The following is a 21,320-nucleotide window of genomic DNA, read 5'->3' on the forward strand; positions in this document are numbered from 1 at the left end:
GTTCACGCGCTCCGCACGAGCTCGTGCGCACGCACGTTCGCTCTCCCGGCGATCGACTCGAGGATCTCCGCCGAGCGCACCGCGATGTTCGACAGCAGCGACGACGTGAGGCCGTGGGTGTCCTCGGTGCCGCCCTGGAGGTAGACGCCGCCCGCGGTCGGACGGGTGAGGCGCAGCCGGTAGTCGCGCTCCACCCGAGGCCCTCGGCCGGGAGCGTCCGGGTCGTAGAGGTCGCCGAGGAGCGCGCCCAGCGGCATCGAGGTGAACCCGGTCGCGTAGACGACGGCATCCGCGACGACCGGCTCGGTCTCGCCGGTCAGGCGGTTCTCGATCCGCGTCGACACCCCGTCCGGCAGCTCCCGCGTCTCGGCGAGCGCGCTGGCCCCGTGCACGAACAGGCGCCGCGCACCGACCACCCGTTCGGCGTACTCGATCTCGTAGAGCCGCTCGATGAGCGAGGCGTCCACGGCCGAGTAGTTGGTCCCGCGGTGGTAGGCCATCAGTCGCGCCTTCATGTCGCTCGAGGCCCCGTGGAAGGCGTCGACCGCCTCGGCATCGAAGATGCGATTGGCGTAGGGGCTGTCGTCGGCGGGCGTGTAGCCGTACTTGCCGAACACGGCGTGCACGCGGGCGTCGGGATACTGCCCGTGCAGGTGCAGCGCCACCTCGGCCGCGCTCTGCCCCGCCCCGACGACGACGAATGCGTCGTGCGCGAGAGGCGGAAGACCGGCGAGGCGGCTGCGCAGCTCGTGGTTGTGGAACTGGCGCGCACGGGGGCGGACGCCCTCGGGGAGCTGCGCAGTCAGCCCGCCCGCGAGAACCACGTCACGGGCGCGCAGCGAGCCGCCCCGGGCGCCGTCGAGCACGACTTCGAAGTGGTCGGCGTGGTCGATGACCCGGGTCGCCCGGGTGCCGTATCGCACGTCGGCGGCCACGCGGTCGGCGGCCCACACGAGGTACTGGTGGAACTCGATGCGCGTGGGGAAGAACGTCTGCCGGTTGATGAAGTGATGCAGCCGCCCGTGCTCGTGGAGGAACGCCACGAAGCTGAAGTCGCTGGCCGCGTTCCGCGGTGTGACGAGGTCTTTCAGGAACGAGACCTGCATCGTCGCCCCCGGAAGGAGCATGTCGGGATGCCACGCGAAGGCCGGCTTGGCCTCGACGAAAGCGGCGGTGATCGGCGCGTTGCCGGGGATGCCGTTGCGCTCGCGCAGGGCGATGGCGAGGCTCAGGTTCGAGGGACCGAACCCGACGCCGACGATGTCGACGATGTCGTCGCGAGTGCTTCCGCGCGGGGCGTCCTCTGCCGGCATCCGGTCGTCCGTCATCCGTCTCTCCTGTTCGTCGTCGCCGTCGCGATCCCGCTCGGGCGTCTGCTAGCTTAGGCAAGCCTTACATAACTTAGGTAAGGCTTACTACCACTCCCCACACGGAAGGCGGACGGATGCGCGTCGCGATGCTCGGGTACCAGACGTGGGGGCACCGCACGCTGCAGGCGCTGCTCGACTCGACGCACGACGTCGTCGGTGTGGTCACGCACCCCGCCAGCGACCACGCCTACGAGCGGATCTGGGGCGACTCGGTCGAACAGCTGGCCCGGCAGCACGGCATCCCCGTCCACCTCGCCCGCCGCCCCGACGACGACCTGGTCGCGCGGCTGACGGCCTGGCAGCCCGACATCGCCGTCGCGAACAACTGGCGCACCTGGCTGCCGCCCGAGGTGTACGACCTGCCGCCGCACGGGACGCTGAACCTGCACGACTCGCTCCTGCCCGCGTTCACCGGGTTCTCTCCGGTGCCGTGGGCGCTCATCAGCGGCGCGGAAGACGTCGGCATCACCGCCCACCGCATGGACGGCGGACTCGACACGGGAGACATCGCCGCGCAGCGCGCCGTCCCCGTCGGCCCGCGCTCCACCGGCACGGAACTGGTCCGGGCGACCATCGATCTCATCCCCGAGGTGCTGCTCGACGCCCTCGCGCGCATCGAGGCGGGGACCGTCGAGTGGCGCGCGCAGGACCTCGACCAGCGCACGTTCTTCCACCGGCGCACCGAACGCGACAGCCTCATCGATTGGACGTGGCCCGCGGCGGACCTCGACCGCCTCGTGCGCGCCATGTCGGACCCCTACCCCAGCGCCTACACGTTCCACCGTGGAGAACGCCTCGAGGTGATCGAGGCGCACATCTCGGCGTTCCGCTACGGCGGCACCCCGGGTCGCATCTTCATCCGCGAGGGCGACGGCATGGCGATCGTCGCCGGCGGCGACGCGCACCGCGGCGGCAACCGCGCCCTCGTCATCGACCGGGTGCGCACGCCCGACGGGACCGAGCACGCCGCGAGCGCGTACTTCCCGGTCGGCGGCGGATACCTGAGCCGCGAGCCGTGAGCGCGACCCCCGTCCGAACGGGCCGAGACCTCGTCCGCCGCACGATCGCCCGTCATCGCACGGCGATCGTGATCGGCACGGTGCTGCTGTGCGTGCACCAACTCGCCGAGACCTCGGTGGCGGTCGTCATCGGCGTGCTCGTCGACGCCGGCATCGCCCCGGGTCGGGTGCCGGGAATGCTCGCCGCCGTCGCCGCCCTCGCGGCGGTGTTCGTCGTGCTGACCTACTCGTACCGCGCGGGGATGCGGCGCCTCAACACCGCCCTGCAGGACGAGGCCCACCTGCTCCGGCAGGAGGTGTCCGAGAAGGCGCTCTCGCCCCACGGCCTGCGTACCGACACCGACCCCGGCGAACTCGTCACGGTGTCGGGCAGCGATGCGGATCAGACGGCGTGGTTCCTCGACCTGCTCCCGAGGATGCTGGCGGCGGCCACCGCCCTCCTCGCGACGGCCCTCGCGCTCCTCATCGTCGACGTCACTCTCGGCGTCGCCGCCCTCGTCGCGATCCCGCTCTTCTTCGTCCTCGCGCACGCGGCCGCGGCGCGGATCACGGCGAGAGCCGTGCGGCAGCAGTCCCGCGTCGCCGAAGCGGTCGCCCTCGCCGGCGATCTCATCGCGGGGCACCGGTCGCTCGCGGGGATCGGCGCGGAGCGGGCCGCCGCCGAGCGCTATCGGACGGCGAGCCGGGCCGCGTTCGCCGCGGCCCTGGCGACGAACCGGTCCATCGCGCTGCAGCGCGGGATCACCGCGGCGTTGAGCGGCGTCGCCGCCGCCGTGATCGCGGCCGTCGCCGGGTGGTACGCGCTCAGCGGCCGCATCACCACGGGGGAGCTGGTCACCGTCGTGGGTCTCGCGCAGTTCCTCATCGAGCCCCTCACGACGCTGTCGGGCCTGCCGGCGACCGCGGCCCGGGCGCGGGGGTCGGCCGAGCGGGTCGCCGCCGTGCTCGCCGCGGAGCCGCTCCTGCCGACGGGCGCATCGTCCTCGACGACGGTGACGTCGACCGGGCTGCGCCTGCGGGGCGTCGCGCACGGCCCGCTCGCCGACCTCGACCTCGACGTCCCCCCGACGCGCATCACGGCGGTGTTCGCCGCGGACGGCGCCGAGGGCGACGCCCTGGCATCCCTCCTGTCGGGCCGATCCGCGCCGGAGTCGTACCGCGGTTCGGTGCAGGTGTGCGGGATCGACCTGCGCTCCGGGCCCGTCGACGCGGTACGCGGGCGTCTGGTCGCCGAGCCGCACGACGCGCACCTGTTCAGCGGAAGTCTCCGGCGCAACGTCGTCGGGACCGACGCGTCGCCGGACCCGACGCGGCTCGAGTGCGCGCTGCGCGCCTCGGGCGCCGACCAGGTCGTCGAGGTCCTCCCCGCCGGGCTCGATCACGACATCGTGGACCGCGGGCACAACCTCTCCGGCGGACAGCGTCAGCGCCTCGCCCTGGCGCGGGCGCTGTACGCGGCCCCTCCGGTCCTCGTCCTGCACGAACCGACGACGGCGATCGATTCGGTCACCGAGCAGCGGATCGCCGAGGGGATCCGCGAGCTGCGCACCGCGAGCGACGGCCCGCAGCTCGCGACCGTCGTCATCACCGGCTCGCCCGCTCTGCTCGCCGCCGCCGATCGGGTCGCGGTGCTCCGCAACGGCCGCGTGGCCGCGGAGGGGACGCACCGAAGCCTGCTCGCCGACGACCCGATGTACGCCGAGGCGGTGTCGCGATGATGCTCCCGGAACCGGCCACCCTCCCCGTGGCGCGCTACCGCGATTCGCTGCGCTGGCTCACCCGCGCGATGCGACGGCATCCCCTCCTCCTGGGCACGGCCCTCGTGACGGGTCTGCTGGCCGCGGCCGCCGCCCTCGTCCCCGTCTACGCCATGGGCTGGATCGTCGACGCGGCGGTCGCCGGGCGGCCGGCGACCGACATCGTCGGCCCCGCCGCGGTGCTGGGCGCGGCGGCCCTCGCCGCGGGGGTGCTCGCGGGCATCGGGAGCTACGCGATCACGCGCCTCGGCGAGACCACGGTGGCGGTCCTGCGCGAAGACGTCGTCCGCGACGTGCTGCTGCTCCCCGCGGGAGCGACCGAGGCCGGCGGGCGCGGCGACGTGCTCTCCCGCGTCGGCGACGACATCGCCCGCATCACCCGGGCCGGCGGCGACGTCATCCCCACGGTCTTGGCCGCGGTGCTGCTCGTGGTGGTGTCGCTGGGCTCGCTCTTCGGCGTCGACCCGGTCCTCGGTCTCGCCGGGCTGCTGACGCTCCCCCTCTACGCCGCCGCTCTGCGGTGGTACCTCCCGCGCAGCGCCCCGCTGTACGCGCGCGAGCGCGCCGCCGCCGGCGCACGCAGCGAGGCGCTCGTCTCGACCCTGCACGGGCGTGAGACGGTGCACGCGTACGGCATGGAGGCGGCCCGCCTCGACGACATCCGCGTCGCCTCCGAGCGCTCGCGCACGCTGTCGATCTCGGTGTTCCGCCTGCTGCTCGGCTTCGTCGGACGAGCGAACCTGGCGGAGTTCTGCGGCATGGCCGTGCTGTTCGTCGCCGGCTTCGTGCGCTTCACCAGCGGAGACGTCTCGATCGGCGGGGTGACCGCGGCGATCCTGCTCTTCCATCGCCTGTTCACCCCGTTCGGCGCGATCCTGTTCCTGTTCGACGAGATGCAGTCCGCCGGGGCTGCGATGAACCGCCTCGTCGGGATCGTCCGGATGCCCCGCTCGTCTCGGCCCGCGACCGCCCGCCCCACGGGTCGCGACCTCGCTGTCGAAGACGTCCGCTTCGCCTACGGCCCGGGCGACGACGTGCTCCACGGCGTCTCGTTCACGGTCCCCGCCGGCACCCGACTGGCCCTCGTGGGGGCCTCCGGGGCCGGGAAGACGACCGCGGCCCTCATCGCCGCGGGCGCCCTCGCCCCGCACCACGGCGGCGTGCGGCTGGGCAGGGCGCCTCTCCCGGAGCTCGGTGACGAACAGATGCGCTCGCGCATCGCCCTGCTCAGTCAGGACGTCCACGTCGTCGCGGGCCCCGTGATCGACGACCTCCGCCTCGCGGATCCGGATGCCGACGAGCCGACGATCTGGAAAGCGCTCGAGACCGTGGGGGCCGACGCGTGGGTGCGTGCGCTGCCCGCGGGTCTGCACACCGCGGTGGGCGCCCACCACCACCGGCTGACCGCGGCGCAGCGGCAGCAGATCGCCCTCGCCCGTCTCGTCCTCACGGACCCCGACGTCGCGATCCTGGACGAGGCCACCGCGGAAGCCGGAAGCGCGGGCGCTCTCGCCCTCGAACGCAGCGCCCTCGCGGCCACCGAGGGACGCACCACCCTGATCGTCGCGCACCGTCTCACGCAGGCGGCGACCGCCGACGCCGTCGCTGTCATGGCGGCGGGACGCATCGTCGAGACCGGTACGCACGAGAGCCTCCTCGCCCGCGGCGGCATCTACGCCCGGCAGTGGGCGGCCTGGCGCGGCGAACCGGACGATGCCGGCATCCCCCATCCCGATCCCCCGGCGCACTGAGCATCGCGCAGGCGACCGATCCCCACCCGAAACACCACAGCAAAGGCGGTAAACACCATGCAGTTCCGTTCGAAGAGCCCCGTGCGGGCGCTCACCCTCTTCGGCCTCGCGGCCCTGGCCCTCACCCAGGCGGGATGCGCCACCGGTTCCGCCCCCGCCACCGGCGGGGACGAGGCCGCCGGCTTCTCCTACACCGACGCCCGGGGCGATCAGGTCACCCTCGACGCCCTCCCCGACCGGATCGTGATGAGCGAGCAGGCGGCGGCCGCGCTCATCCCCTACGGCATCCGGCCGGTCGGCATCTGGGGCTCGAGCACCCCCGACAAGAGCGGAGTGCTCGCGGGTCTCGACGTCTCCGGGATCGAGTCGCTGGGCGTCTCGTACGGGGACGTCGACGTGGACCGACTGGCCTCCCTCGAACCCGATCTCGTGATCACGGGGTGGTACGCCGGCGGGTACCTCGGCGGTCTCGGGGCAGAGGATGCCGAAGTGTCCACGCAGATCGAGCAGGTCGCCCCCATGATCACGGTGTCGGCTCAGAAGAGCGCGTCGGCCTCGCTCGACGACTGGCGCACGCTCGCGCAGACGCTCGGCGCCGACGTCGACTCCGGAACGATCGCCGCCGAGAAGACCGCGTACGACGCCGCGGTCGCCGAGGCGAAGGCCGCCCTCGCCGAGCGTCCCGGGACGACCGCATACGCGATCGCGCCGTCCACGCAGTTCTACGTGGCCATCCCCGACGAGTTCGCCGAACTCATCGACTACACCGATTGGGGCCTCGACGTGAAGCAGTCCGACGTCGCGCGCAACGACACCTCCGGGTCATTCAGCCCCGTCAGCTGGGAGAACGCGGGCGACTACGCCTCCGACCTGCTGCTGTACGACACCCGCTCCTGGACCACGCCGCTGGCGCAGGTGACGAGCGAGCACCCGACCGTCGGCACGCTGAACGCCGTCGCCCAGGGCCACGTCGCGGCCTGGACCACTGACGCGACGTTCAACTACGCCAGCTACACGAAGCAGATCGAGCTGCTCACGGACGCCGTGAAGGCGCTGCCCGCGAAGACGGCCTGACCGACAGCCGAGCGATGGGATCGAGGAGCGCGATGAGCCTGACCGACCTGGTGCCCGGGGCCCCGGATCGGCCGGAGCGCGCCCCCGACCCGCCGCGGGCGGGGCTCCGGGCGGCAGCACGTCTCATCGACGTGCTGCTGCCCGTCGTCCCGGTGATGATGACGGTGGTCCTGGTGCTCTCCATCCCCGACGAACGCGGGGCCTGGCAGAGCGACCGGATCGTCGTCGCGCTGGGCGGTCTCGCGCTGGCGGCGGGGCTGGTGGTCGTCGACGTCTCCCGTCATCGCCGCGGGCAGAGCATCGGAATGGCGGCGGTCGGACTCGCTCGCGTCCCCGGCCTCGGGGTGCGCGCGCTGGCGGAGCTGCGCCGGGCGGGGATCGACGTCGACACCCTCGTCGTCCGTCCCCGCCGAACGGTCGGCATCCTCGCCGTGCTGGCGGCGGTCGTCGTCGGCGTCGCGATGATCGCGATCGCGGTCGGGGCGCGCACCGTCACGCTGCCCGAGGTGGCGCACGCGTTCCTCGGCGAGCCCTCCACGTACAACGACGTCGTGATCCGTGAGCGGGCGCCGCGCGCGGTCGTCGCGATCGCGGCGGGCCTGGCCCTGGGCGCGGCGGGAGCGATCGTGCAGGCTCACACGCGCAACCCGCTCGCCGATCCCGACCTGCTGGGCATCACGCGCGGGGCCACGGTGGCGACCGTGCTCGCGATCGCCCTGGGCGGTCTGACCACCCCGGCGCAGTACACGGTCTTCGCGCTCCTCGGAGCGCTCATCGTGACGGTGCTCGTCATCGTGATCGCCGAGACGCTCGGCGACACGGTCATCGCGCTCCCGCTCATCGGGGCGGCCATCTCCTCCGTGCTCGGCAGCGTCGCGGCGATGCTGCTCCTGCTCGACCAGACCGTGCAGCAGTCCTTCCGTCGGTGGCTGATCGGCGGGCTCTCCGATGCGCCGTTGTCGACCTTCGCCGTGCCCCTCGTCGCCATCGCCCTCGGGCTGACGATCGCGCTCGCGTGCGCGCCGTCGTTGAACACCCTGAGCCTCGGCGTCGAGATGGCGGCATCCCTCGGCACCGACGTGCGCCGTGCCCGCATCGGCGGCCTCCTCGCCGTCGGGCTGCTCGCGGGTGCGGCGACGGCCGTCTGCGGCCCGCTCGCGTTCCTCGGCCTCATCGCGCCGCACGCCGCCCGCCTGCTGGTCGGCACCGACCACCGCGTGCTGTTGCCCGCCTCGGCGCTGACCGGCGCGGTCGCCCTGCTGTTCGCCGACCTGCTCGGACGCACCGTCGCCCGCCCCGAGGAGGTGCCGGCGGGCATCGTCTTCCTCCTGGTCGGCGCCCCGCTGTTCGTGCTGCTGGCGCGCCGGAAGGGGGTCACCCCGTGAGGGGGGACGTCCGCGTGCTGCGCGTGGGGACGGTCTCGGTGGTCCTGCGCGCTCGGCCCCCGGTCGTCTTCGTCGCGCTGGTGGTCGCGTGCGGCCTCATGTTCACGGTCTCTCTCAGCGCGGGAAGCACGTGGGTGGAACCCGCGAAGGTCGTCGACGCGCTCGCCGGAGGGGCGGGCCAAGCCGTCCGCTACCAGGTGCTGGGCCTCCGTCTGCCCCGCTCGGTGATCGCCCTCCTCGCCGGAGCGGCGCTCGGTCTCGCGGGGGCGTTCCTCCAGGCGGTCGCCCGCAACCCGCTCGCGAGCCCCGACGTGCTCGGCGTGACCAGCGGCGCCGCGGTCGGAGCCGCTGCGGTGTTCATCCTCGGCTGGCGACCCCTCGACGCCCCTCTGATCCTCTCGCTCCCGCTGGGGGCGGTGACCGGCGGCGCCGTCGCGGCCGTCGCGGTGTTCTCGCTCTCCGGAGGAACCCCCGGGACTCTCCGGCTCATCCTCGTCGGGATCGGCGTGAACGCCGCCCTGGTGGGCATCCTGCACGCACTGCTCATCGCCGGCGGCACGTACGACACCCTGCAGATGCAGGTGTGGCTCACGGGCGACCTGTCGTCCGATGCCGCGCGCATCGCCCCGCTCGTCGGGGTCCTCGCCCTCACGGCGCTCGTCGGTGCGGCCTCGTCTCGATCGAGGGCGGCGCTGCACCTGGGCGACGACGTCGCGCACGGCGTCGGCGTACCCGTCGGGCGCACGCGCGCGGTGCTGGTGGCCGCGTCGGTGCTCTCCGCGTCCGCCGCCGTCGCCGCGGCCGGGCCGCTCGGCTTCGTCGCGCTCTCCGCACCGCAGATCGCGCGCTCCCTCACCCGAGAAGCGCGCGCTCCGCTCGGGTGCACGGCGGCCTGCGGGGCTCTCCTCGTCCTCGCCGCCGACCTCACCGCGCGCACCCTCTTCTCGGGCGCGGTCTCGGTGGGCCTGCTCACCGCGATCGTGGGCGGCCCGATCCTGATCTCCCTGATGCTGCGACGACTGAGGAGCCCGGCATGACCGATCACGCTGCCCACCCCTTGACGGCATCCGGCCTGCGCGTCGGCTACGGGGGTCGCCGGATCCTCGGGGGCGTCGACCTCACGGTGCGCCCGGGCGCGGTCACCGCCGTCATCGGCCCGAACGGCAGCGGCAAGTCGACACTGCTGCGGACTCTCGCCCGCCTGCTGAGTCCGGACGAGGGTTCCGTCACGATCGACGGTCGCCCCCTGTCCACGCTGCGGGCTCGCGAGCTCGCGAGGGCCTTGGCCTTCCTGCCGCAGGCCCCCACCGCCCCCGAGGGGATGTCGGTGCGCGAGCTGGTGGCCCGGGGCCGGCATCCGCACCAGTCGTTGCTCCGCCAGTGGAGCACCGCCGACGCGGCGTCCGTGGAGGCGGCCCTCCGGCTCACCGGTCTCGACGACCTCGCCGATCGCGACGTGCAGACCCTCTCGGGCGGTCAACGGCAGCGCGCGTGGATCGCGTTGAGCCTCGCCCAGGACACCCGGATCCTGCTCCTGGACGAACCGACCACGTACCTCGACATCGCCCACTCGGTGGAGGTGCTCGACCTCGTCGACCACCTCTGCGTCGACCTCGGCCGGACCGTCGTCATGGTGATCCACGATCTCAACCTCGCGATCCGCTACGCCGACGAGCTCGTCGTCGTCCACGAGGGGCGCATCGCCGCGCAGGGCGCGCCGGAGCACGTGATCACCGAGCGCCTGCTCGAGACCGTCTTCGGGCTGACCGCGCGCGTCGTCGCCGATCCCGTCTCGGGACGCCCCCTCGTCGTGCCCGTCGGGCGGCGACGTACCCGCCCATCACACGCACCCCACCCCGGAGAGTCAGGAGACACCCATGTCGCATAACCCCTTCGACGACGAGACCGCCCGCTTCCTCGTCCTGATCAACGCCGAGGAGCAGCATTCGCTGTGGCCGGTCTTCGCTCCCGTGCCGGAGGGGTGGACGATCGCCCACGGCGGCCCGGACGGAGCCCCGCGGGGCGACTGCCTCGCCTTCGTCGAGGCGAATTGGACCGATCTGCGCCCGCGCAGCCTCCGCGACGCGCAGGCCGCGGCGTCTCGCGGGTGATCGAGGCGATCGTCCCGGCGGGGGTGCAGGTCGCCGAAGACCTCGGCGAGAGCCGCGGAGGCATCCTGTTCCCCGAGGAAGCGGCGGTCGTGGCGGATGCCGTGGCGACGCGGCGCGACGAGTTCGCCGCCGTGCGGGGATGCGCTCGCCGTGCGCTGGCGCGACTCGGTCGTCGCCCGGCTCCGCTCCTCCCCGGCCCGGGCGGCGCGCCGATCTGGCCCGCCGGCGTCGCCGGCAGCATGACGCACTGCGCCGGCTACCGTGCGGCGGCTGTCGTCGATCGATCGCGCCTGTCGAGCATCGGCATCGACGCCGAACCGGACGAGCCGCTTCCGGACGGCGTGCGGCAGCTGATCGCCCGCCCCGAGGAGCTCCGCCGCTTCTCCGACCTCGACGCCCCGGGCGACCGTCTGCTCTTCAGCGCGAAGGAAGCGGTCTACAAGGCCTGGTACCCCCTGACGCGCCGGTGGCTCGACTTCGACGAGGTGTCGGTGATCCCGGATGTCGCCACCCGGCGCTTCGACGCCTTCGTGCTCACCGCGGGCCCGAACGAGCCCCGCCGTTTCACCGGAGCCTGGACCACGGGGGCGGGCCTCGTCCTCACCGCGTGCGTGCCGGGCCCCGCGAGCGTTCTCCCGTCGCGAACGCCCGGGATCGGCATCCCTCTCCCAGGGGGCGGATCGTAGGCTGAGCGCATGTCCCGACTGCAGGCCGACGCCCCCGCCGACCTCTGGGTGCCCGTGACGGGCTCCCTCGGATTCCGTGGCCGTCGCCACCGCAAGGCCGCGATCGGCATGCTGCTGAGCCAGGCGAACCAGGCCGCCGGCGTCACCCCGAAGCCTGGCGGCGGCGCCTTCGCGTGGATCCTCAGCCAGGCGGCGCCCCTGCTCATGCGTCGAGCGGCGGGCCGCGTGCTGGTGTGGGTGTGGAAGAGCGACCCCGAGTTGCTCGTCGTGATGGCGCAGCTGCAGGAGGCCACGCCGCAGGTGCGCACGGCCCGGGCGATGATGCCGATGGAGTACGACGACACCGAGTCGTTTCGCAATCCGCACCTCGGCACCGGCGAGAAGCTGGCCATGCCGCTCCCCGACGATCCGAAGACGCCGCCCTTCGCCACCTACACGTGGGACACCGGTTCGCACTTCGTCACCGTGACCGCGGTGTGCTCGGACCGGCAGCGTTTCGGCACGGTGATCTCGTCGGTGGATGCCGTCGCCCGCACGGTCCGCGTGGTCGACGACCTGAAGCTCGGCGAATCGCCGACGGTCCTGCGGCTCGACCCGGCCTGACCCGGCAGAGAAAGCTCCGGCGAGCCCGCTCAGTCGCCGTGTATGTCGCGCGGGCGCCACAGCACGACGTCGGTGGCGCGGCGGACGCGGGCCCCGTGGCGGAGCGTGACGACCGATCCGGTCGCCCCGGCCGCGAAGACGCGGGCCCCGGGGCGGGACTGCCGCTCGATCGTCAGCTGACGTTCGAGGTCGTTCACCCGGCGGGCGAGTTCGTGCACACGCTCCTCGAGGGCGAGCAGACGGGCGATCGCCGGCAGGCTCATGCCCTCACCGGACAGCCGGGCGACCTCGCGGAGCTGCTGCACGTGCCGACTGGAGTAGCGGCGGGACCCGCCCTGCGTGCGCGCGGGCACGACGAGACCGAGCCGGTCGTATTGCCGGAGCGTCTGCGGGTGCATGTTCGACAGCTCGGCGGCCGCGGCGATGGCGAAGATGGGGGCGTCTTCGTCGATCTCTCTCTCGGACACGTCTTCACCTCTCTCGTCGTGCCGGGTGCGGCGCCGGGTTCTCGGCATCCTGTCGTACAGGGTGCCGAGAACCGCGGCGACGCGCGTGCGATTACCGCGCCTTCGACATCAAGTCGGCGCGGGGGTTCTCTTTCGGTTCGAGCGCCTGGAAGCGCTCGAGGGCCTCGCGGGCGGCGTCGTCGAGGTGCGCGGGCACCGCCACCTGGACCTCGGCGAGCAGGTCGCCGGTGCCCTTGGAGGTCTGAATGCCACGCCCCTTGACGCGCAGGACGCGGCCGGACGGGGTTCCCGGGGCCACCCGCAGCCGCACGGGGTCTCCGCCGAGCGTGGGGACCTCGATCGTGGCGCCGAGGGCCGCCTCGGTGAAGGTGACCGGCACGGTGACGCGCAGGTTGAGACCGTCGCGCGAGAACACCGGGTGCGGGCGCACCGCGACGGTCACGACGATGTCGCCGCTCTCGCCGCCATCGGGTGACTTGCGACCACGTCCGCGCAGTCGGATCTTCTGCCCGTCCGAGACACCGGCGGGGATCTTCACCTTGAACGGGACGTTGTCCTCACCCTGCAGGGTGATGGTCTCGCCCTTCGCCGCGGTGACGAAGTCGATCGTCGTGCGGGCCGTGACGTCGGCGCCCTTCTGCGGACCGCCGAAGCCGCGGAACCCTCCGGTGGTCTGACCGAACCGGCCGGAACCGAAGCCGCCGCCGCCCTGCTGGTCGAACATCGAGAAGAAATCCTCGAAGCCGCCCGGCGCCTGACCGCCGCCGCGCTGCTGCCCGAAGCGGCTGAAGACGTCGTCGAAACCGCCACCGCCCCCGGCCCCGGGAGCCGAGAAGCGCGCGCCCGAGCCCATGGCCCGGATCTGGTCGTACTCCTCGCGCTGATCGGGGTCGTTCAGCACCGAGTAGGCCTCGCTGATCTCTTTGAACTTCGCCTCGGCCTTCGCGTCGCCCGGGTTCGAGTCGGGGTGGTACTGGCGCGCGAGCTTGCGGTACGTCTTCTTCAGATCGGCAGCGCTGACGCTCTTGTCGACACCGAGGACCTTGTAGAAGTCCTTGTCGAACCAGTCCTGACTCGCCATGCGTCCTCCTCTTAGGCCGGCACCGCGACGACGACCTTGGCCGGTCGCAGTTCGACCGAACCGAGGCGGTAACCGACCTCGACGACCTCGAGGATCGTCGACTCGGTCGCGCCGGGGGTCGGGGCCTGGAAGATCGCCTCGTGCTGCTGCGGGTCGAACACGTCGCCGACGGTGCCGTACGACACCACGCCGAGGCGTTCGGCCACGGCCCGCACCTTGTCGCCGATCGCGGCGAGGGGGCTGCCCTCGACGAGGTCGCCGTGCTTGGCGGCGCGGTCGAGGTCATCCATGACGGGCAGCAGGCCCTTCACGGCCTCGCCCTTGGCGCGCTCGATCTCGCGCTCGCGCTGCTCCTCGGTGCGTCGGCGGTAATTGGCGTACTCGGCCTGCAGGCGCTTGAGGTCGATCAGCAGCGAGGCCTCGCGGTCGGAGCCGGCGTCTTCGGCTGCGGCCTCGGGCGTCTGCTCCGCGCCGAGGATGTCGTCGATGGTCAGGCCCTCGGCATCCGGCTGCTCGCCCGACGGCGCGGGGCCGGAGGTGTTCTCCTCCGGCCCCGTCTCGTCAGGACCGGCGCCCGAGCCCGTGGGCTGTTCGTCGTCCTTGTGTGCCATGTTCTCTGCTTACTTCTTCTCGTCGGGGTTCTCGTCGTCGACGACCTCGGCGTCGATGACGTCTTCCTCGGGGTTCGGCGTCTCGCCGTTGCCCGGCTGACCCACGTTCGGGTCGGCGGGCTCGCCGGCGGCCTGCGACGAGGCGTAGATGGCCTCGCCGAGCTTGCCCTGGCTGGCGTTCAGCTTGTCGAACGCGGTCTTGACCGCGTCGTCGTCGTCGCCGGCGAGAGCCGTCTTGAGCGCGTCGACGTCGCCCTGGACCTCGGTCTTGACCTCGGCGGGGAGCTTGTCCTCGTTCTCCTTGATCAGCTTCTCGATCGAGTACGAGAGGGTCTCGGCCTGGTTGCGGGTCTCGGCGGACTCGCGGCGCTTCTTGTCTTCGGCCGCGTTCTCCTCGGCCTCGCGGACCATGCGCTCGATGTCCTCCTTGGGCAGCGACGAGCCGCCCGTGATGGTCATCGACTGCTCCTTGCCGGTGCCCTTGTCCTTCGCCGAGACGTGCACGATGCCGTTCGCGTCGATGTCGAAGGTGACCTCCACCTGCGGGATGCCACGGGGGGCCGGGGCGATGCCGGTGAGCTCGAAGGTGCCGAGCGGCTTGTTGTCGCGCGTGAACTCGCGCTCACCCTGGAAGACCTGGATCGCGACCGACGGCTGGTTGTCGTCGGCGGTGGTGAAGGTCTCGCTGCGCTTGGTCGGGATGGCCGTGTTGCGCTCGATGAGCTTGGTCATGATGCCGCCCTTGGTCTCGATGCCGAGGCTCAGGGGGGTGACGTCGATGAGCAGGACGTCCTTGCGCTCGCCCTTGAGGACACCGGCCTGGAGGGCTGCGCCCACGGCCACGACCTCGTCGGGGTTCACACCCTTGTTGGCATCCTTGCCCGTCTCCTTCTTGACGAGCTCGGCGACCGCGGGCATGCGGGTCGAGCCGCCGACGAGCACCACGTGGGCGATGTCGTCGACCTTGACGCCGGCCTCGCGGATGACGTCGGAGAAGGGCTTGCGGGTGCGGTCGAGGAGGTCCTTGGTGAGGTCCTCGAACTTCGCCCGGGTGAGGGTCTCGCTGAGCGAGACGGGGCCCGAGTCGGTGAGCGACAGGTAGGGCAGGTTGATGGACGTCGAGGTCGAGCTCGACAGCTCCTTCTTGGCCTGCTCGGCCGCTTCCTTCAGACGCTGCAGGGCGATCTTGTCGCCGGAGACGTCGACACCGGTGGTGTCCTTGAACTGCTTGATGAGGTAGTCGACGACGCGCTGGTCCCAGTCGTCTCCACCGAGGCGGTTGTCACCGGAGGTGGCGCGCACCTGGATGGTCGAGAAGTCGTCGTCCTTGCCCACCTCGAGCAGCGAGACGTCGAACGTTCCACCACCGAGGTCGAAGACGAGGATGAGCTCGTCTTCCTTGCCCTTGTCGAGGCCGTACGCGAGGGCCGCGGCGGTGGGCTCGTTGATGATGCGCAGCACGTTCAGGCCCGCGATCTCGCCGGCCTCCTTGGTGGCCTGACGCTCGGCGTCGTTGAAGTACGCGGGGACCGTGATGACGGCATCCGTCACGCTGTCACCGAGGTACTCCTCTGCGTCGCGCTTGAGCTTCTGAAGGATGCGGGCCGAGATCTCCTGCGGCGTCCACTTCTTGCCGTCGACGTCGAAGCTCCACGTGGTGCCCATGTGGCGCTTCACGCTGGAGATCGTGCGGTCGACGTTGGTGACGGCCTGGCGCTTGGCGGTCTCGCCGACGAGCACCTCGCCGTCCTTCGTGTAGGCGACGACCGAGGGGGTCGTGCGGAAACCCTCGGCGTTGGCGATGACCTTGGGCTCGCCACCCTCGAGCACGCTCACGACGGAGTTGGTCGTACCGAGGTCGATTCCCACTGCACGGGGCATATGTGTCTCCTTGCTTGTGAGCACGGCCGTTGCCGCACTCGGGGTTCTGGTGAAAGTCTTGCGCGGGTTGAGCCGCGATGACTCAAGGTTATCGCGGCCCTCCCGGTAGGTCAAGGCGACTTGATATGAATCGGCTCAACTTCCGGATGCCGTGTCGCCCGCTCGCTGTGTGCTCGGCGTCGCGTACGTGTGGGGCACGGGTTCCCGGCGTCGATGTCCCGATTCGTGCAGGCCATGTCCCGGAATGTGCTGTCTGGCACGGCTTCAGCCGCACGAAGTGGGACATGGCTCCGCCGGGCAACCCGCAGCCGGGCTCCCATGCCCCGTCTGTGCAGACCATATCCCGATTCGCGCAGACCATGTCCAAGAATTGCGCAGAGCACGTCCCAGAAAGGGCGGCCCCAGCACGCCCCAGGCAGCCGAAAGTGGGACACGGCTCGTCGCAGACGCAGCCGACGCCACCACGCACGACGCCCCCGCACCCTCAGCGGGGCACGGGGGCGTCGAACGGATGCCGGAACCCCGGCGCCGCGGTCCGGACCACCGCGGCGCCCGAACACGGACCTCGGCGCCACGCCCGGAATCAGCCACGCGCGCCCACGAACCCGGCGCCACGACCGGGATCAGCCCAACGCGCGCCCATGAACCCGGCGCGACGGCCGGGATCGCCGACTCACGCGACAGCGCTTCCGACGCGGCCGCCGAGTCGCGGCCTCGGTCGCGGGCTCAGTCGCGGTCGCGGTCGCGGTCGAACGAACGCCGCTGAGGACGGTCGCTGCGCTTGGCCGAGCGTCCGCCTTGGTCGAGGCGCAGGTCGATCAGCTGGCCGGAGATCCGCGTGTCGGCGAGGCGGTTGATCGTGTCGTTCGACAGGTCGGCGGGCAGCTCGACGAGCGAGAAGTCCTGGCGGATCTGGATCGCGCCGAAGTCGTTCCGGCGCAAGCCCCCCTCGTTCGCGAGGGCGCCGACGATCTGGCGCGGTTCGACGCGCTGACGACGGCCGACCGCGATGCGGTACGTCGCGAAGCGGCCACCGGCGCTGCGGCGGTCACCACGGTCCCCACCGTCGCGGGCGGGGCGGTCGCGGTCGCGATCCCGGTCGAAGCGCGGCTGCTGGAGCGTCTCCTCCTCGATCAGCAGCGGGGTGTCGCCCTGCGCGACCACGGCGAGCGCCGCGGCCACATCGGCCTCGGGCACGTCGTGGTGCTGGACGTAGTGGGCGACGACGTCACGGAACGTCGCGATCGCGGCGGTGTCCTCGAGTGCCGCGGTGATCGCGTCGTCGAAGCGGGTCAGGCGCGTGGCGTTGACGTCGTCGACGCTCGGCAGCGACATCTCGGTCAGCGGCTGGCGCGTGGCCTTCTCGATCGCGGTGAGCATGCGGCGCTCGCGCGGCGTGACGAAGCTGATGGCGTCGCCCGTGCGACCCGCCCGGCCCGTGCGGCCGATGCGGTGCACGTACGACTCGGTGTCGATCGGCAGGTCGTAGTTGACGACGTGGCTGATGCGCTCGACGTCGAGGCCGCGCGCGGCGACGTCGGTGGCGACGAGGATGTCGAGCTTGCCCGACTTCAGCTGGTTCACCGTGCGCTCGCGCTGCACCTGGGCGATGTCGCCGTTGATCGCGGCGGCGGTGTAGCCGCGGGCGCGCAGCTTCTCGGCGACCGTCTCGGTCTCGTTCTTGGTGCGGGTGAAGACGATCATGCCCTCGAAGTTCTCGACCTCGAGGATGCGCGTGAGCGCGTCGATCTTCTGCTGGTACGACACGACCAGGTAGCGCTGCGTGATGTTCGCCGAGGTCGTGGTCTTGGTCTTGACCGTGATCTCTTCGGGGTCGTTGAGGTACTGCGCCGAGATGCGGCGGATCTGCGCCGGCATGGTCGCCGAGAACAGCGCGACCTGCTTGGTCGAGGGGGTGTCGGCGAGGATCGTCTCGACGTCTTCGGCGAAGCCCATCTTGAGCATCTCGTCGGCCTCATCGAGCACGAGGAACTTCAGCTCGCTCAGGTCGAGCGTGCCCTTGTCGAGGTGGTCCATGATGCGCCCGGGCGTGCCGACGATCACGTCGACGCCGCGGCGCAGGGCCGACAGCTGCTGGCCGTAGCCCTGACCGCCGTAGACGGGCAGCACCGAGACGCCCTTGATGTGCGCCGCATACTTCTCGAACGCCTCGCACACCTGCAGCGCGAGCTCGCGGGTGGGCGCCAGCACGAGGGCTTGCGGGTTCTTGGAGCCGGTCTCCATCTGCGACAGCACCGGCAACGCGAAGGCCGCGGTCTTGCCGGTTCCGGTCTGGGCGAGGCCGACCACGTCGCGCCCCTGCAGCAGGACGGGGATGGTCGCGGCCTGGATGGCCGACGGGGTCTCGTAGCCCACGTCCTTCAGGGCCTTGAGCACAGCGGCATCCAGTCCCAGGTCGGCGAAGGTGAGCTTCTCGGGAGCGGTGTCCGTCTCAGCGGACTCGACGGGGGTTTCGGATGCCATGACTCCACGGTAGTCTCCTCCGCGCTCCGGCGCGGGCCGGGGTCTAGCCTGAACTCGACGCGCCGACGACGGCGCCGTCGCGACCCGGCCGACCCGGGTGTTCACCGAAGGGCTCTACCGTGACCCCCACGCCTCCCCCCGGCACCGCTGACACCGCCGTCTCGAATCGGCGCCCCGTGCTCGCCTGGGCGCTGTGGGACTGGGGCTCGGCCGCGTTCAACGCGGTCGTGACGACGTTCGTGTTCAGCACCTACCTGTCGAGCACGCTGTTCGTCGACCCGGCGATCGTCGCCGCCGCGGGCGACGACGACGCGAATCCCGCTCTCGTGCGCGCCCTCGCCGAGAACGCCAGTTTCGTGGGCGTCGCCCTGATGATCGCGGGCATCGTGGTGGCGCTCGTCGCGCCCGTCCTGGGGCAGCGCTCCGACGGCACAGGGCGACGCAAGCTCTGGCTCGGCATCAACACCGGTCTCGTGGTGCTCGCGATGGCCGCGATGGTGTTCGTCGAGGGGACGCCCGGCTATCTCGTGCTCGGCGCGACGCTCCTCGCCGTCGGCAACGTGTTCTTCGAGTTCGCCAGCGTCAACTATTACGCGATGCTCGCCCAGGTCTCCACGCGCGAGAACATCGGCCGCGTCTCCGGCTTCGGGTGGGGCATGGGGTATGTCGGCGGCATCGTCCTCCTCCTCCTGCTGCTCGCCCTGTTCATCCAGGGTTTCGGCGACCCGACGGCCGGGGGCCTGCTCGGGGTGACGAAGGAGGGCGGACTCAACATCCGCCTCGCCGTGCTGGCCTCGGCCGTGTGGTTCGCGGTCTTCGCGATCCCGGTGCTGCTGCGCGTGCCCGAGATCCCGGCGCAGCGCCGTCAGGTGCGGGTGGGTTTCCTGGGGTCGTACGTGGTGCTGTGGCGGACGCTGCGCTCGCTGTGGCGCGACAGCCGGCAGGTGCTGCTGTTCCTCGTGGCGAGTGCGGTCTTCCGCGACGGTCTCGCGGGCGTCTTCACCTTCGGTGCGATCATCGCGGCGCAGGTCTTCGGCTTCAGCTCGACGGAGGTGCTGTACTTCGCCGTGGTCGCGAACGTCGTCGCGGGTCTCAGCACCTTCGTCGCGGGCCGCTTCGACGACCGCTTCGGCCCGAAGAACGTCATCGTCGTCTCGCTCGCGAGCCTCATCGTGCTCGGGACCACGATGCTCTTCGTCGGAACCGCGCAGATCGGCTTCTGGATCGTGGGGCTCGGCCTGTGCGCCTTCGTCGGTCCGGTGCAGTCGGCGAGCCGGTCGTTCCTCGCGCGCGTGGCCCCGGAGGGGCGCGAGGGCGAGATCTTCGGCCTCTACGCCACGACGGGGCGCGCGGTGTCATTCCTCGCCCCGGGCCTGTTCGCGCTGTTCGTCGGACTAACGGGCGACACCCGTCTCGGCATCCTGGGCATCGTGCTGATCCTCGCGGCGGGCCTGTTGCTGATGCTGCCGGTGCGGACGAAGACCGCCGTCATCCGCTGACCCGGTCGAGCGGATGACGCGGACTCAGTCCCGCGGCCAGGCGTCGGCGAACTTCGCGAGCAGGCGCGCGAACTCGGCGCGCTCGGCGTCGGTGAAACCCTCGAGCGCGGAGCGCACGGCATCCCGCCGCCGACCCCGGAAGCCGGAGACGAGCCCCTCGCCCTCGGCGGTGAGGCGCACGCGCGTGCGGCGGGCGTCGTCGGGATCGGGCTCGCGCGCGACCAGCCCCATCTGCGCCGCCTGCTGCACGAGGCGCGAGGCGCGCGGCTGGTCGACGCCGACCGCCTCGGCGATCTCGCTCACCGACAGCGATCCGGATGCCGCGACGAGCGCGTCGAGCATGCGCAGCCGCGCGGGTCCGCCGAAGCGTCCGTGGGCGGGGTCGGCCCACGGCGGGGCGCCGCGACCCCAGGGGGCGCCGCGCCCGCCGTGCGGGTGGTGGTGCGGCTCGGGCGGGAAGGGCGGGCGGGGGCGCCGTCCGCGCAGTCGTCCGAGCGCTGCGGCGATCTCGTCGGCGGGGTCGGTGCTCACGCCGGGAATTTTACATGTCTCTTGACAAGCATCGGGAATGCATGTCACAGTACATTCATTGTCATCCGACATGCATCGGCGGAGCTCCCGCCCACGAAAGGACACCCCATGAACACCCCTTCTCCTCACGACCCCCGCGCCCTCGCCCACCGCCTCACGACGGTCGGCCACGCGCTGCACCACCGCCTCTTCACGCAGCTGCGCGCCAGCGGCATCCACCCCAAGATGGTGCTGCTGCTGAGCGCCGTCGACGGTCGCATCGACGCCCCTGAGGTGCTCGAGCGCCTCGCCCGTGGCGGCAAGCGCGTCGACGCCCTCGAGGCTCAGCGTCTGATCGCCCGCACCGACGACGGCTGGCGGCTCACCGACGAGGGACGCTCCGTCCTGGACCGCGTGGATGCCGAGCGCTCCGCGCTGCTCGAGGGCATCCCCGCCGAGACCCTCTCGACACTCGCCGAGACGCTCGACCTCCTGGCCGAGAAGCTCGACGTCGGCGACGACGACCACCGCGGTCCCTTCGGCCGCGGCTTCGGACCCGGCCCGCGCGGCGGCTTCGGGCCGCGCGGCGGCTTCGGCCCGCGCGGCGACGGCGGCCTCGCGTTCGGGCCCAACCTGCACCACGGCTTCCGCAGCGGTCAGCGCCCCGGACCCGACCACGGCGCCCGCCCCGCGGGCGGCGGCGCAGGAGGCGACGGACGCGAGCCCGGCGCGGACACCCACCGCTGCGGCCACGGGAACGAGCACCGGCGCCACGGCTTCGGACCGCGCCACGGCCATCACCGCGCCGAGCGCTTGGCCCAGCGCGCCTACGAGCGCGGTTTCGACGCCGGCTTCTCGCGGGGCCGCGCGTCCACGGCATCCGTGTGAGCCCGCGACGGACGCCGCCGGATCGGGACCTCGCGTCTCGACCGGCGGCGTTCCGCGTTAGCGCACGGGGCGGAACGCGGCAACTGTGTGACGCCCGACGGGCCCGTCGTGCGACGCCGCGTGACGGAATGTGTCGCTCGGCG

Annotated in this window: 19 protein-coding genes; 12 read left to right on the top strand and 7 right to left on the bottom strand. The window is 72.0% G+C overall.

What is annotated here, in order from left to right:
- Positions 1–2: 2 nt before the first annotated feature.
- The gene (locus Q9R20_RS04850) at positions 3–1,328 is read right to left on the bottom strand and encodes a SidA/IucD/PvdA family monooxygenase (RefSeq protein WP_311248239.1); all 1,326 of its coding nucleotides are present in this window, start codon (positions 1,326–1,328) and stop codon (positions 3–5) included.
- 116 nt (positions 1,329–1,444) lie between these two features.
- Here Q9R20_RS04850 and Q9R20_RS04855 point away from each other — a divergent pair, with 116 nt between their 5' ends.
- Genes Q9R20_RS04855 through Q9R20_RS04900 form a run of 10 tightly spaced genes read left to right on the top strand, consistent with a single transcriptional unit; the run spans position 1,445 to position 11,756 of the window.
- A complete protein-coding gene (locus Q9R20_RS04855) occupies positions 1,445–2,389 on the top strand; it encodes a methionyl-tRNA formyltransferase (RefSeq protein WP_311248240.1) in 945 nt (314 codons plus the stop codon).
- Positions 2,386–4,107 (top strand): ABC transporter ATP-binding protein, encoded by a 1,722-nt coding sequence (locus Q9R20_RS04860; RefSeq protein WP_311248241.1) that lies wholly within the window; start codon positions 2,386–2,388, stop codon positions 4,105–4,107. Before Q9R20_RS04855 ends, Q9R20_RS04860 begins: the two co-directional genes overlap by 4 nt.
- The gene (locus tag Q9R20_RS04865; RefSeq protein ID WP_311248242.1) at positions 4,104–5,897 is read left to right on the top strand and encodes an ABC transporter ATP-binding protein; all 1,794 of its coding nucleotides are present in this window, start codon (positions 4,104–4,106) and stop codon (positions 5,895–5,897) included. Before Q9R20_RS04860 ends, Q9R20_RS04865 begins: the two co-directional genes overlap by 4 nt.
- 57 nt (positions 5,898–5,954) lie before the next feature.
- Complete coding sequence (locus tag Q9R20_RS04870; protein WP_295840204.1) at positions 5,955–6,971, top strand: ABC transporter substrate-binding protein; 1,017 nt, start codon at positions 5,955–5,957, stop codon at positions 6,969–6,971.
- 32 nt (positions 6,972–7,003) lie between these two features.
- A complete protein-coding gene (locus Q9R20_RS04875) occupies positions 7,004–8,356 on the top strand; it encodes an iron ABC transporter permease (RefSeq protein ID WP_311248243.1) in 1,353 nt (450 codons plus the stop codon).
- The gene (locus Q9R20_RS04880; RefSeq protein ID WP_311248244.1) at positions 8,353–9,393 is read left to right on the top strand and encodes an iron chelate uptake ABC transporter family permease subunit; all 1,041 of its coding nucleotides are present in this window, start codon (positions 8,353–8,355) and stop codon (positions 9,391–9,393) included. The genes Q9R20_RS04875 and Q9R20_RS04880 overlap by 4 nt, the downstream gene beginning before the upstream one ends.
- Entirely contained in the window at positions 9,390–10,244 is an 855-nt protein-coding gene (locus Q9R20_RS04885; protein WP_311248245.1) for an ABC transporter ATP-binding protein, read from the top strand. Before Q9R20_RS04880 ends, Q9R20_RS04885 begins: the two co-directional genes overlap by 4 nt.
- Positions 10,234–10,467, top strand: coding sequence for an MbtH family protein (locus tag Q9R20_RS04890; RefSeq protein ID WP_295840209.1), 234 nt, complete (start codon positions 10,234–10,236; stop codon positions 10,465–10,467). Before Q9R20_RS04885 ends, Q9R20_RS04890 begins: the two co-directional genes overlap by 11 nt.
- Entirely contained in the window at positions 10,464–11,153 is a 690-nt protein-coding gene (locus tag Q9R20_RS04895; RefSeq protein WP_311248246.1) for a 4'-phosphopantetheinyl transferase superfamily protein, read from the top strand. Before Q9R20_RS04890 ends, Q9R20_RS04895 begins: the two co-directional genes overlap by 4 nt.
- A gap of 9 nt (positions 11,154–11,162) precedes the next feature.
- A complete protein-coding gene (locus tag Q9R20_RS04900; protein ID WP_311248247.1) occupies positions 11,163–11,756 on the top strand; it encodes a hypothetical protein in 594 nt (197 codons plus the stop codon).
- 29 nt (positions 11,757–11,785) lie between these two features.
- Here the strand turns inward: Q9R20_RS04900 and Q9R20_RS04905 are convergent, their stop codons facing one another.
- The 5 genes from Q9R20_RS04905 to Q9R20_RS04925 form a co-directional block, all read right to left on the bottom strand.
- On the bottom strand, positions 11,786–12,223 hold the full coding sequence (locus Q9R20_RS04905) for a heat shock protein transcriptional repressor HspR (protein WP_311248248.1): 438 nt from the start codon (positions 12,221–12,223) through the stop codon (positions 11,786–11,788).
- A 91-nt stretch (positions 12,224–12,314) separates the two neighbouring features.
- Positions 12,315–13,304, bottom strand: a complete 990-nt coding sequence (locus tag Q9R20_RS04910) for a DnaJ C-terminal domain-containing protein (protein WP_311248249.1) — start codon at positions 13,302–13,304, stop codon at positions 12,315–12,317.
- Positions 13,305–13,315: 11 nt separating this feature from the next.
- Entirely contained in the window at positions 13,316–13,915 is a 600-nt protein-coding gene (locus Q9R20_RS04915; RefSeq protein ID WP_311248250.1) for a nucleotide exchange factor GrpE, read from the bottom strand.
- Between the two features lie 9 nt (positions 13,916–13,924).
- On the bottom strand, positions 13,925–15,796 hold the full coding sequence (gene dnaK / locus Q9R20_RS04920) for a molecular chaperone DnaK (protein ID WP_311248251.1): 1,872 nt from the start codon (positions 15,794–15,796) through the stop codon (positions 13,925–13,927).
- Positions 15,797–16,522: 726 nt separating this feature from the next.
- Entirely contained in the window at positions 16,523–18,280 is a 1,758-nt protein-coding gene (locus Q9R20_RS04925) for a DEAD/DEAH box helicase (protein ID WP_311248252.1), read from the bottom strand.
- 119 nt (positions 18,281–18,399) lie between these two features.
- Between Q9R20_RS04925 and Q9R20_RS04930 the strand changes: the two genes are divergently transcribed.
- Entirely contained in the window at positions 18,400–19,779 is a 1,380-nt protein-coding gene (locus tag Q9R20_RS04930; RefSeq protein WP_311248253.1) for an MFS transporter, read from the top strand.
- Positions 19,780–19,803: 24 nt separating this feature from the next.
- Here the strand turns inward: Q9R20_RS04930 and Q9R20_RS04935 are convergent, their stop codons facing one another.
- Positions 19,804–20,310 (bottom strand): MarR family winged helix-turn-helix transcriptional regulator, encoded by a 507-nt coding sequence (locus Q9R20_RS04935; protein ID WP_311248254.1) that lies wholly within the window; start codon positions 20,308–20,310, stop codon positions 19,804–19,806.
- A 108-nt stretch (positions 20,311–20,418) separates the two neighbouring features.
- Between Q9R20_RS04935 and Q9R20_RS04940 the strand changes: the two genes are divergently transcribed.
- The gene (locus Q9R20_RS04940) at positions 20,419–21,177 is read left to right on the top strand and encodes a hypothetical protein (protein WP_311248255.1); all 759 of its coding nucleotides are present in this window, start codon (positions 20,419–20,421) and stop codon (positions 21,175–21,177) included.
- Positions 21,178–21,320 lie beyond the last annotated feature (143 nt).

Origin of the sequence: Microbacterium sp. PRF11 (assembly GCF_031844085.1) — a bacterium.
Taxonomy (GTDB): domain Bacteria; phylum Actinomycetota; class Actinomycetes; order Actinomycetales; family Microbacteriaceae; genus Microbacterium.